This window comes from Roseobacter sp. HKCCA0882 (assembly GCF_037805225.1).
In the GTDB taxonomy this organism is placed as follows: Bacteria; Pseudomonadota; Alphaproteobacteria; order Rhodobacterales; family Rhodobacteraceae; genus M30B80.
In genome coordinates this window covers 299,084-311,406 of sequence record NZ_JBBLYI010000001.1, presented here as the reverse complement: position 1 = coordinate 311,406, position 12,323 = coordinate 299,084, and the positions used below count along the sequence as shown (strand labels likewise).

At 54.9% G+C, this 12,323-nt stretch carries 10 protein-coding genes; 6 read left to right on the top strand and 4 right to left on the bottom strand.

Annotated elements, in window-relative coordinates; all coding sequences use genetic code 11:
- The first annotated feature begins 45 nt into the window (after positions 1 to 45).
- The 3 genes from AAC622_RS01620 to AAC622_RS01610 all read left to right on the top strand — a co-directional run bounded on the left by AAC622_RS01620 (position 46) and on the right by AAC622_RS01610 (position 3,890).
- Positions 46 to 1,707: a flavin-containing monooxygenase gene (locus AAC622_RS01620; RefSeq protein WP_340259992.1), complete on the top strand. Its 1,662-nt coding sequence runs from the start codon at positions 46 to 48 to the stop codon at positions 1,705 to 1,707.
- A gap of 207 nt (positions 1,708 to 1,914) precedes the next feature.
- Complete coding sequence (locus AAC622_RS01615; protein WP_340259991.1) at positions 1,915 to 2,868, top strand: class I SAM-dependent DNA methyltransferase; 954 nt, start codon at positions 1,915 to 1,917, stop codon at positions 2,866 to 2,868.
- Between the two features lie 101 nt (positions 2,869 to 2,969).
- The gene (locus AAC622_RS01610; RefSeq protein ID WP_340259990.1) at positions 2,970 to 3,890 is read left to right on the top strand and encodes a DMT family transporter; all 921 of its coding nucleotides are present in this window, start codon (positions 2,970 to 2,972) and stop codon (positions 3,888 to 3,890) included.
- Here AAC622_RS01610 and AAC622_RS01605 read toward each other — a convergent pair.
- On the bottom strand, positions 3,887 to 5,401 hold the full coding sequence (locus AAC622_RS01605; protein ID WP_340259989.1) for a malonate--CoA ligase: 1,515 nt from the start codon (positions 5,399 to 5,401) through the stop codon (positions 3,887 to 3,889). The two genes, AAC622_RS01610 and AAC622_RS01605, sit on opposite strands and share 4 nt — an antisense overlap.
- A 98-nt stretch (positions 5,402 to 5,499) precedes the next feature.
- Here AAC622_RS01605 and AAC622_RS01600 point away from each other — a divergent pair, with 98 nt between their 5' ends.
- Positions 5,500 to 6,756: an aminotransferase class V-fold PLP-dependent enzyme gene (locus tag AAC622_RS01600; RefSeq protein ID WP_340259988.1), complete on the top strand. Its 1,257-nt coding sequence runs from the start codon at positions 5,500 to 5,502 to the stop codon at positions 6,754 to 6,756.
- 190 nt (positions 6,757 to 6,946) lie between these two features.
- Here AAC622_RS01600 and AAC622_RS01595 read toward each other — a convergent pair whose 3' ends face one another.
- Together AAC622_RS01595 and AAC622_RS01590 are read right to left on the bottom strand one after the other, a co-directional pair.
- On the bottom strand, positions 6,947 to 8,398 hold the full coding sequence (locus AAC622_RS01595) for a hypothetical protein (RefSeq protein WP_340259987.1): 1,452 nt from the start codon (positions 8,396 to 8,398) through the stop codon (positions 6,947 to 6,949).
- Positions 8,399 to 8,408: 10 nt separating this feature from the next.
- Positions 8,409 to 8,735 carry a hypothetical protein gene (locus tag AAC622_RS01590; protein ID WP_340259986.1) on the bottom strand — a complete coding sequence of 109 codons (327 nt, stop codon included), beginning with the start codon at positions 8,733 to 8,735 and terminating at the stop codon, positions 8,409 to 8,411.
- A gap of 501 nt (positions 8,736 to 9,236) precedes the next feature.
- Between AAC622_RS01590 and AAC622_RS01585 the strand changes: the two genes are divergently transcribed.
- A complete protein-coding gene (locus tag AAC622_RS01585; protein WP_340259985.1) occupies positions 9,237 to 10,145 on the top strand; it encodes a tyrosine-type recombinase/integrase in 909 nt (302 codons plus the stop codon).
- Positions 10,146 to 10,310: 165 nt separating this feature from the next.
- Positions 10,311 to 11,327, top strand: a complete 1,017-nt coding sequence (locus AAC622_RS01580) for a rod shape-determining protein (RefSeq protein WP_340259984.1) — start codon at positions 10,311 to 10,313, stop codon at positions 11,325 to 11,327.
- Between the two features lie 78 nt (positions 11,328 to 11,405).
- Here AAC622_RS01580 and AAC622_RS01575 read toward each other — a convergent pair whose 3' ends face one another.
- Positions 11,406 to 12,323: an N-carbamoyl-D-amino-acid hydrolase gene (locus AAC622_RS01575; protein ID WP_340259983.1), complete on the bottom strand. Its 918-nt coding sequence runs from the start codon at positions 12,321 to 12,323 to the stop codon at positions 11,406 to 11,408.

The following is a 12,323-nucleotide window of genomic DNA, read 5'->3' as shown; positions in this document are numbered from 1 at the left end:
CTAGCTCCTAGAGGAAATTCTGAAACACTAATGTTTAAAAAGACAATGGCAAACACATCGATTGATCAACACCCCGTAGCTAATGGATCGAAATTACAGCTTGATGCCCTCATCATCGGCGCTGGATTTTCCGGCCTATATCAGCTTCATTTATTGCGGGATAAATTGCACTTGAAAGCCGCTATTGTTGAGGCTGGCGCTGGTGTTGGAGGAACTTGGTACTGGAACCGGTACCCGGGCGCTCGGTGTGACTCAGAAAGCCACACATATTGTTATTATTTTTCCGACGAAATTCTGAACGAATGGAGATGGTCAGAGCGATATCCGGGCCAAGCTGAGATACTCTCCTATCTGAATTTTTGTGCAGACAAATTGCATTTGCGACGTGACATTTATCTTGATCAACGCGTCAAAACAGCTGTGTGGAATGAAGACACGGCATGCTGGCAAATACAGTGCAATAGTGGCTTTAGTATTGAAGCAAAATATCTGGTATCGGCGGTAGGCTGCTTGTCCTCGACGAACACTCCAGATTTTGATGGCGCGCAAGAATTTGAAGGTCAAATATACCATACGGGTCAATGGCCTCATGATGGCGTAGATTTTCGCAACAAATCGGTAGCGATTATTGGCACAGGCTCAACCGGAATTCAGGCAATTCCAGTGATTGCAGAAGAGGCGCAGCAGCTAACCGTCTTACAGCGTACCCCCAATTACAGTGTTCCAGCTAGAAATGCTCCACTGCACCCCGATTTTCATTCAAAATTTACAAAAGAACGAAACCATGTAAGGGCTCAGATGCTATCATCACGGCATGGCCATCCATGGACAGCTCCTCCAAGGAATCTAGTTGAAACACCTGAAAACGAACGCACCGAGATTTTAGAAGAAGCCTGGGAGGTAGGAGGCCTTCGGTTCCGCGAAAGTTTTCAGGACATTCTATTCAACGAGCAATCAAATAAGATCATGTCCGATTTTATACGCTCAAAGATATTTGAAATTGTCGGGAACCAAGACACCGCCCAAAAGTTACTGCCGTCCGATCACCCATTCGCGACAAAGCGTCCCCCGATAGATACAAATTATTTCGAAACCTACAATCGGAAGAATGTTCATCTTGTTGATGTTCGTGAAAACCCGATTTCGAAATTAGACAAGCACGGTTTGGTTCTTGAGGACGGGACAAAGATCGAAGCCGATATCATAGTATTTGCCACTGGCTTTGATGCGATGTCCGGCGCACTTCTTAATATGGACATAGTCGGAAAAAACGGCCTTCGGCTGTGTGACGCATGGCGCGACGGACCAAAGACTTATCTAGGTGTCGGCGTAGCTCATTTTCCAAATATGTTCATTGTTACTGGGCCAGGCAGCCCATCAGTCTTAACCAATATGCCAAGATCGATTGAGCAAAATGTGAATTGGATTACTGACTTATTACAATTTGCTGAATCTAACAAAGTTCGATCCGTTGAGGTTCGTGAAGAAGCGATGTTTCAATGGACAGAACACGTGAATACAGTTGCAAGTAACACCCTGCTACCTAAGGCAAACCACTCTTGGTATTTGGGAGCTAATATTCCCGGAAAACCACGTGTGTTCATGCCGTATGCTGGCGGGCTCGATGTCTACAGCGCCCGTTGTGAAGATATAGCAAAGAACGGTTATACAGGCTTTCAAATGATCCGTGACGTCAGCATGTCGTAGATAATTAATCGCATCTGCGTGCAAGCTACCAAATCCAAAGATTACAACAAAAATTGAAGGCCAAAGTGATACCTTGATTTGATGTGTTAAGGTGCTTGACTGCAGGACAGTCAGGACATATCTGCGACGTTGCTACGGGGCTCAGCCGTAGTTTCATGGCCACGGACGCAACAAAGACGTTAGGCCAAGGTTTAAAGTTAAAAAATCATGGGGTTTAACACCTTTTCCTCTGGCGATACGGCGGCAGATAGGCGCGCATCTTTTGCCGAAACCCTGGCCCATTTAGGCGATGCTGCAGGCGCAGTCGAGGCGTTAAATTCCGCGCTTGAATTATCCCCTGATTGGGCGGCTGGGTGGTATCGTTTGGGTGAATATCACGAGGCCACAGGCGAAGCAGATTTGGCGCTTGCAGCTTGGCGTAAGGCCATGAGCCTCGACCCAAGCGATCCTTTCGGTGCAGCGATGAAATGCGATCTTATCGCGCGAGCTGACCCCATCACCGACCGCATGCCCGCGGCCTTTATCGAGACATTATTTGATCAATATGCGCCGCGCTTCGAGAAATCACTGCGCGAGGGGCTTGGGTATCGCGCACCAGAATTAATTGCCGAAGAGTTGTCGCGCACAGACCTTCGCCACACCGATGCTGCACTGGATTTGGGATGCGGCACAGGTCTGATGGGGGTTCTGTTGCGGCCGCTTGCAGCGCAGCTTGTTGGGTATGACCTCTCTGCGGCCATGTTGTCAGAGGCGCAAGAAAAGGGCTGTTACGACAGGCTGGAAAAATGCGATATCACGGAACTGGCCCTTATCGGCCCAAGTTATGATCTGATCGTTGCGGCGGATGTGTTCAATTATATCGGTGCATTGGAACAGGTGATTGGGTGGTGCGCCGATGCGCTTTTGCCCGAAGGGCGGCTTTGTTTCACGGTTGAGGCTGGGGATGCGCCCCTGCGTCTGATGGCATCGCGCCGCTTCACCCATTCACAGGGATATATCACCGATCTTCTGGCACAAGCGGGCTTTGCCCCGCCGCAGATCACCAAAGCCCCTATTCGCCAAGATCGTGGAGAAGATGTGATGGGGTTGATCGTCTTCGCAACACCTGCCCCCCGCCCAGCCCCCTTGCGCGATGATGATCGCAACGAGGTCATGGCCTAAACCCCTGCCCCGCAAATTATCATTCCCAAAACCACCTGATCGTGCCAGTGATGGGCCATGCGCCCCTGTTTGTTGGGGCCACTCTCACGATGGATTACCGCATGCGCAGCACCGCAGATAAGCCCGTTTTGGGCATTCTTTTTATGATCGGCTTTTGCATCACCGCCCCAATCATGGACGGGATGGCCAAGCTGACCCCAAATGAAGTGCCTGTGCTGCAAATTGTTGCGGCGCGCTTTGGGGTTCAAGTTGTGATCCTGATCCCCATGGCGATTATGATGGGGGTCGCCATGCGTCCCACGGCGCGCGATGTTGTGGGGCATCTGATGCGCGGCTTGATGCTGCTCTTGGCAACATTTTGCTTTTTCTCAGCCATTCGATACATGCCGATTGCAAATGCTATGGCCATCTTCTTTGTCGAGCCATTCATCTTAACCCTCATGGGGGGCCTTTTGCTGGGCGAGCAGGTTGGCCCGCGCCGTATAACCGCCTGTGTTATTGGGTTTATCGGTGCGCTTTTTGTGATCCAACCAAGCTTTCAGGAATTGGGGTTTGTGGCGTTACTCCCCCTTGGCACGGCTGTGACATTTGCCGCCTATATGATCCTCACGCGCACGATGTCAGACCGCCAACATCCAATCGCGCTTCAAGCTTATACGGCCTTGGGGGCATCCCTGTTAATCCTGCCCCTCATTATTGGGTTTGAGGGCACGAACAACCCATGGTTAGATCCCGTTTGGCCCAGTGAATTTGCCATAATGGCCTTATTGGCCGTGGGTATCCTGGCCACAATTTCTCATCTGTTGCTGTCAGTCGCCTTAAAACTGGCACCCACAGCTACAATCGCGCCGCTGCAATATCTCGAAATCGCGGGATCGGTCGCGGTGGGGTATTTCCTGTTCCGAGATTTCCCAGATAGCCTGACATGGTTGGGTATCGCGATTATCGTGGGGTCAGGTTTGTATGTCTTCGCACGCGAGCGGCGCGCAGATTTGGAACGCCGCCCGACCCCACCTGTCTAAGCCTGAAACACATCTGCATAGGTTTTGCGCATCTCGGCCTTTTGCACCTTGCCCATTGTATTGCGTGGCAAGGCATCGACAATCGCGAAATGACGGGGGCGCTTGAAACCTGCAAGTTCGGCCTTGGCCGCCGCAAGGATGGCATCCAAATCAATACTGCCTTCCGCCTCAGGCACCAAGACCGCGACCACGCTTTCCCCAAAATCGGAATGCGGGGCCCCGATGACAGCGCTTTCCTTAACCCCTGACTGCGCATCGAGGAACATCTCGATCTCTTTTGGGTAAATGTTAAACCCGCCGGAGATGATCAAATCCTTACCCCGCCCCACAATGGTGATATAGCCATCCGCGTCAATCTTGGCCAAATCGCCCGTGATGAAAAACCCATCGTCAAGCAGTTCTTCACGGGTTTTTTCAGGCATATTCCAATAGCCACAAAATACATTTGGCCCGCGCACATGAAGCATCCCGATCTCACCCGTGGGTAATTCTGCGCGCGTCTCAGAATCACAGACACGCACCTCCACCCCCTTCAGGGGGAAGCCCACGGTTCCTGCGCGCCGATCCCCCGTATAGGGGTTTGAGGTGTTCATATTCGTCTCAGTCATCCCGTATCTTTCAAGAATGCGGTGACCTGTGCGCCCTTCAAAAGCCAAATGGGTTTCCGCCAAAAGCGGGGCAGAGCCAGACACAAACAGCCGCATATGCGCGACCAACTCACGGGTGAAGCGGGCATCCTCCAACAGCCGCGTGTAGAAGGTTGGCACGCCCATCATCGTGGTGGCGCGCGGCAAGAGCTGCATAATTGCCTCTTGGTCAAATTTTGGCAGAAAGATCATCGCATTGCCTGCCAACAAGCTGACATTGCAAGCAACAAAAAGCCCATGCGAATGGAATATCGGCAAAGCGTGCAGCAGCACATCATCCCTTTTAAAGCGCCACTCCTCGGCCAAGGCGCGCGCGTTTGACAGCAGGTTCTCATGGGTCAACATCGCCCCCTTGGAGCGGCCTGTTGTCCCCGAAGTGTAAAGAAGCGCTGCAAGATCATTCTGGCCGCGTGGCACGGGCGTAAATTCCGTGGGGTGTTGCGCCGCCGCACGGGCCAAACTGCCCTGCCCTGACGCATCCAAGGTCAGGATTGCCGCCTTGCAGGTTTCGGCAATTGGGGTCAAGGCAGCCAGTTCAGACGGATCACAAACCACCAGCGCCGCATCCGCATCAGTGATGAAATAGGATAGTTCTGCGGGCGTGTAGGCGGTGTTCAGTGGCAAAAACACAGCACCCGCCGTGATACACGCCGCATAAAGCGCCAAGGCAGGCGCGGTTTTCTCAACATGCACCGCAACCCGATCCCCCACCCCCACATCGGCGGCGCGCAAAGCATGCGCCATTTGGTTGGCCAAACCAAGGAATGCGCTATGTGCCATTTCTGACCCGTCCGGCAAAATGAGAAAGCTGCTCTCCTTGCTCTGATGGGGGGCCAATAAGGCATCAAAAAGGGGGTTGCTCATTTGCGATTTCCTCACTCCTATGGGCGCGCTGATTTGGGACGTTTTATCGCCCTCTGCCCTAAGAGGCGCAACCTTACTGTCTGGAAAGAAATGGTCAAATGCTGAGTGAAAAATCGGGTTTGTTGGATGAAATTCGCGGTCGCTTCGCCCATGTGGACACCTGCCCCTTTGAAGGGCCTCGGGTGTTCTTCGAGAATGCAGGCGGTGCATTGACCTTGAATTCTGTGGTCGAAACTTCGGCCAAATTCGCCGCCATCCCTGACAATCAAGGCCGTGACAACCCTGCCGCCCATGCCCTTGTGGCGCTGATTGACAAAGCAAAGGCAGATATGCGGTTGTTTTTCAACGCACCGAAGGGGCAGTTTTTCGTCGGCGAAAGCGGAACAGAATTGCTGTTTCGCTTGATCCGAACCGCGATTGTCGGCACGGGCGCAGGCCGCGTTTTGGGCAGCACATTGGAGCATCCCGCCTCGCGCAGTGCCGCCGCCCATTGGGCCGAAGTGGCGGGCAAACCCCATATTCTTGTCGCGCATGATGACACCACGGGCACAGTCGGCCCCGAGGCCTATCGCCCCGAAATCACCCCAGATACCCGCGTGGCCACGATCCTGCACACCTCGCCCGTCACGGGCATGGGTGTGGATGTGGGCGCCATTGCCGCCGAAATCCGCAAAATCGCGCCTGATTGCATCATCATCGTTGATGGCATCCAGCACGCCGCGCATGGCAGGCTTGATATCGAAAGCTATGATGTCGATGGCTATGTCATCTCGCCCTATAAGGTCTTCTCGCGTCATGGCTATGGCGTGGCTTGGGTCAGCGACAGGCTGCATGCGATCAAGCACGAACATCTGATTGATGCGCCCGGAAACCCATGGGAATTCGGCACACGTGATACGGGTGCCTATGTGACCTTTTCCGATGTGGTGGATTATTTTGTCTGGCTCGGCGGCGAAGTTTCGAACCAGACCGATCCTCGCGCGCGGATTGTCGCGGCAGGCGAGGCGATCCACGCCCATGAAAAACACCTCACCGATGCCATGATCAACGGCATTGGCAATATCAAAGGCCTCAAAGATATGGCGGAGGTCGACATCATCGGCGGCCTCGAGAACCCCGCCCGCGAGGGTCTGGTTTGCCTGACCGTCAAGGGCCAAGCCGCGCCTTATATTGTCACCAAACTGCGCGAACGCGGCATCCGCACCCATACCCGCAAGGCGGATCATTATTCAGGCAACGTGCTCTCCCCCTTGGGCCTAGACGCCGCCGTACGCGTCTCAATGTGCCACTACAACACCGAAACCGAAGTCGCACAATTCCTCACCGCCATGCGCGAGATTGTGGAGGGGGTGTGAGGGGGTTGTGACCTTATCGGGAATTTAGAAATCCTGAAAAGTTGTTGAGCACGCAGCCGCGCGTGTGGAACGCGTTTCAGTGAATAATTTCAGTGGCTTATGTTTTCTCCTCTGAACCGCGTTCCGGGCGCGTCACTGCTCCGAGTGGTGCCTCGCGCCCTCCCCTCACGCATTGGGTGGGTGCGGGTGTTTACTGCGCGCAGTCGATCACTGCGTAGGTGAAGGGCTCACCCCCAAACGCGCAGTCGCCGCGGCTCGAGCCGTTTGCGACACCCGAGCGCCCTTCGAGAATGAACTCATAGCTGCTCGTGCAGCCGTCGTTGGTGATCTCCAGCACGATCGGGTTCGACGAGACTTCGCGGGGGTTCTGGGTCCACTCACCCCCCATGAAGGGGCACATGTTCGGGCTATTTTCCTCGCAGTGGGCCGTGTGGAAGTTCTCGGCCTGCCAGGTCCCGTCCACCTGCTCGAATACAGTCATGATTGGCACGTCCAGCCCGTCGAACGCCGCACTGAATACCGCGTCGCAGCTGTCATATGCGTCAGGGTCTAATCCGTCGGGCACTTGGACGAGTACGCGCGTTGCGCCATCGGATCCGGCCGACGCCTCGGGGAGGTTGTCGCAGGGCCATAGCGTCTCCTCCTCGCGCGTCGTATCGTAGCGCGGGACGAGGTCGTTGACGGTGTCGAAGTCAACCTGCTGTATCACTGTCGAGAGCTTCATGGAGCCGTCTGCCTGCAGCACGCCCACGTATTCTATAATCGTCCAGGGGTGGGCCGGGGCCATGGCCACCCAGGTTGAATAGCTGGCCTCGAAACGGCGGCGGGCCTCGTCCACGCGGAAGTACTCCACCCGCATGTCGTCGGAGTGATACTCAGTGCCCGTGATGACGTTGTAGTACTCCGTCGGCAGGAAGCGCTGGTAGTCGGTCACCTCTCCGCCAATCCCGCAGGATGGCGTGCCGTAGAGCGTCCATTGGGTCTCGGTCACCGTGTTCAGCGTGTCACTGCCCGCGTCCACTGGCTGGGCGGGCTGGTCGGAAGGCGCCTGTGGCTGCGGGACTTTGCCCGGGGCCGGATTATTGCCTGCGCTTGGCAGGGGTGGCTTTCCGGGCACTGAGCCCACTTCGGGCTCGGGCTCCGCCTCGGGGCACTCGGCCCAGCGGTCAAGGCCGTCATTCCAGCAGAGCGCCAACCCGTCCAGCTCCTCGTAGAGCGCCGATGACTGGGTCATCAGAGAGGACGGGTTGCACTCTAGAGACGCGATCCGGTCCTGGTTCTGGTAGACGTCCACGCGGCCGTAGGCCACGTCGTCATTGCCCGAGGCCGTCAGGCCGCTTACGACGTCGTAGCGGTAGTCGCCATTGCGGAAGCGGAATATGTCCTCTCGCACGGCATCGCCGTCGAGCCACGGGCGGAAGTCAGTGTAGATGTCTGCCGACAGCTCCAGGTCGGGGCTGCCCTTCGCGGGGCCGTAGCTGTATCCCAGCCACGTCTCCGATCGGCAAACCTCAAGGCGATTGCCGTTTGAGGCGATCGAGCAGGAGAATACGGAGACCTCGCCCGCGCCGCAGGCCGCCGCCGCCGGGCCCGCGAATGTGATAAGGGCGACTGCTATTAAGGCTGACAATGAAAACTTCATCGGGCGGCCCTCAATATCCGCGTACGGAGGCGACGCAGCTCTGCATCATGCGCCCATCGCTAATGGCCGCGCGGACGAGACCCGGGTCCTGGTATGCGAGGTCTATGGCCTGATTTAGCCACAGCCACAGCTCGCGATTGGTGTCGAATGCGGAGTCGGCCATGTCCTTCGACACGCCAATGGGGATGCCCTGGTCGCGCATGTAGAGAGACTGCTCCACGACGGGCATGTAGGCCTGGCAGAAGGCGTCCGCCAGGCCCGACTGAGCGATCGCGAAACTAGGAGCGACGGACGCTAACGCGGCACATACTGAAATTTTAATTGCCTTAGAGATCAAGTGGCACGCCCCCCTTCTACACTAATTGTAGTATTAGTTAGCGTTTATCTCATGATGGGCAAGCTGTAAGGGATATCGCGACCCTGAGCCGGGTCTGGTCCCGAACCGTTGCAGGCCCTGGACATTGGGTAATAGTGAGCGGGAAGTGTAAAATTGGGGGTCTCTTGCTCCGCTTTATATGAAACTGCCAGAGCTTTTGACGCGACCGCGCTAGCCGCTATCCCGATCCCATATCCGGATGCCCGGGCCCTCGTCCGGCGCGCCCACGAACTCAATGCCGCGGGCTTCAAAGAACGACTTCAAAAGCGCCAAGTGTCCCTTCGTCGTCGAAGGAACAGCATTAGCCAGCTCATACCTTTTCAGGGACGACATACTTATTCCTGTGTTCACACACAGCTCTCTAATTGATAATCCGAGGGCTGCACGTGCAAGAATTATTTGGCTTGCACAAATTTCATGTTCTTCTTGCATTTTGGACCAATTTAGTTCAAAATATACTTCATGGGTACCCAATCAGATAATTGGCAGGATTTTATCGCACCCCTCAACGGCGCATACGCGCCCGCCACTATCAAGTCATACTATACCGACATGCGCACGTTAGTCGACTGGTGCGTGAGGCATGAGCTCAATTGGAATGCCCTATCGCCCGAGGATGTCTGTGACTTCTTAGAGCATGAGGCGGAGCGTGGCATGTGTCATGGCACTGTCCTGCGGCGTGTCTACAGTGCCCGCCGCGTCTTCACGCTGGCGGGAGTGTCTGACCCCACAGATGATCCAGAAGTGGAATTGTGCCTGCGCCGGATTGCGCGGGCGCGGCCAACGCGGCCCAAGCAGGCTCGGGGGCTCAGCCTAGCCGCATTACACGAACTCCTCGACGTGCAGCCGGGCACACCTTGGGGGCTCCGCAATAGGGCCCTGCTCTCGCTCGGCTATGACTTGTTAGCGCGTCGATCAGAGATCACCGCGCTGCGCAGCGAGGATGTGAGTTGGCGCCGGGACGGCACGCTGGAGGTGATCCTGCGCCGCTCCAAGACAGATCAGTCCGGTCATGGCCGGATTGCCTTCACGTCTCCCCGCTCCGCAGAGCTCGTGGGTCAATGGCTCGAGTGGCGCGGTGGGGAGATAGGGCCCCTCTTTTGCGCGATCTATCGCGGCGTGGCGATCAATCGGCCACTCTCTGGCTCCACGGTGAAAAATATTATCAAGTCGAGCGCGCGTTTGGCCGGGTACGACAAGTGGGTCGTCGATGACTTCAGCGCCCACTCACTTCGTGTGGGAGCCGCTCAGGAATTACTGAGACAGGGGAACGACAGTATCGCCATAATGCGTGCAGGTGGCTGGCGGACCCATGCAGTTTTAGCTCGATACCTTGAGAAGGCAGAGCACAACGTCTGGGAAAGTGCGTAGAGAAATTTTGTAGCTCAGAAAAAACATTGATTGCATTTGATATTTTTGTGAATTTAGTTGAATGAAAGAATGAAGAACGGAGCGCGTTGGAATTCCGGGGGCAACGCAGTCAGCCACTAGCCTGCGCCATCAAAAGGCCAAGAGCTTAATAGTGAGGGGAAATTCTTGGCTTATGAGATTAGCATTGACTTAGGTACGGCCAATATTGTCATCGTCGACAACAAGAATGGCGTCGTCTTAGATGAGCCCTCGGTTATCGCCTATCAGATGAAAAATGGTCAGAAGCGGCTCCTGGCGGTTGGGGATGACGCCAAACTCATGCTGGGAAAGACGCCGGAGAGTATATTGGCCATCCGCCCACTGTCCGATGGCGTGATTGCGGATTTTGACGCGGCCCAGGACATGATTTCTGCATTCTTTAAAAAAGTGCTGAATAATTTTGCGTTTCGAAAGCCAGTTGTATTTGTGTGCGTGCCATATGGCGCCACGCCAGTGGAGAAGCGCGCGATCAAGGCGTCCGTTGAGGCCGCTGGCGGCCGCCGTGTCGGCCTTGTCGAGGAGCCGATGGCGGCCGCACTGGGCGCCGGAATGCCAGTTCTGGAACCTACGGGCTCCATGATCGTGGACATTGGCGGCGGCACGACCGAGGTTGCGGTGCTGTCTCTAGGGGGCATTGTCGTCGCGCAGTCGATCCGAGTTGGCGGGGACCACTTTGACGCGGCGATAGCCGCATTCATCAAAAAGAAATATAATCTAAATGTCGGCTTGGCCACTTGTGAAATGCTGAAATTTGAGATCGGCACAGCCGTCTCGCCCAATGACGGCGTCGGGCGCAAGGCGAGCGTTCGGGGTCGTCACAGCGTCAGTGGCCTGCCACAAGAAATCGAGGTCACGCAGGCAGACATGGCCGAGGCGCTGCGGCCGTTGGTGAGTAGTATCTGCGAGGCCGTGATGCTCCTCCTGGAGCAGACACCGCCTGATTTGGCTGGAGACATTCAGGAAAACGGACTAGTTCTCACGGGAGGTGGGGCTGGCCTCGCAGGGATAGACAAGGCCCTGATGAATGCGACACACCTACCGGCTGTTGTCGCAGAAAATCACAAATACTGCGTGGCATTCGGCACTCAAATTGCGATGAACTTAGGCAAGCGCATCGAGCACGCAATTCAGCGAGATCCCTGAACTAGCTAGTGGTGGCGGTTGATATTTTTCGCAGTCCTTTTCCAAGAGTTTAGCTAGCACAAAATGAGCCAAAGCACCTTACTTTAGCGCGCAAATATCTTTGTATTCGTCCGGCTGTCGATGAAGCGAAAAATTGAAAACGTTCTCGCGCAGTTCTTTACAACGATCCAAATTGATCTTGGCGATTACCAGTTCGTCACCGACGCCCTGTGCTTTGGCCACAATTTCTCCGGTTGGCGCGATGATGCAGCTACCACCGATCAAATCGCAGTTTTCTTCTAATCCTGCTTTCGCAGTCCCGATAACCCAGCAACCATTTGCATAGGCACTCGCCTGCATGCACAAATGATTATGAAAATCTTGTAAGTGATCGTGCTCTGGAGCAAGAGGATAATGTCGCGGCGTATTGTAGCCGAGCATGACTAACTCTGCTCCTCGCAAGCCCATGACCCTAAACGTCTCGGGCCAACGTCGGTCATTGCATATACACATGCCAACCTTACCGCCAAACGCATCGAAAACCGGAAATCCTAAGTCTCCTTTTTCAAAGTAACACTTTTCGAGATGTTGAAATGGTCGCCATGGTTCATGTTCAAAATGGCCAGGCAAATGGATTTTACGGTATTTCCCGACAATCTTCCCAGAACCGTCAACAATTATTGATGTGTTGAACCGTTGCTTCTTCCCATTTTGCACAACCAACTCGGCATAGCCGAGGTAAAAACCAACATTAAGTTTTGCGGCTGCGTCAAATAAAGGCTGCACATCAGCATTCGGCATCTGAGTTTCAAACCATGCATCCAACTCAGCATCATCCTCAGTGTACCATCTCGGAAAAAATGTGGTCAGCGCCAATTCTGGAAACACTACTACTTCAACGCCGCGCGCCTTTGCTTCATGTAGCAATGAAACCATTCGAGACACAGCCGAACTGCGCGGTTCATCCTTAGCTATTGGCCCTAATTGGGCCGCTGCAGCCATATATTCACGCTTCAT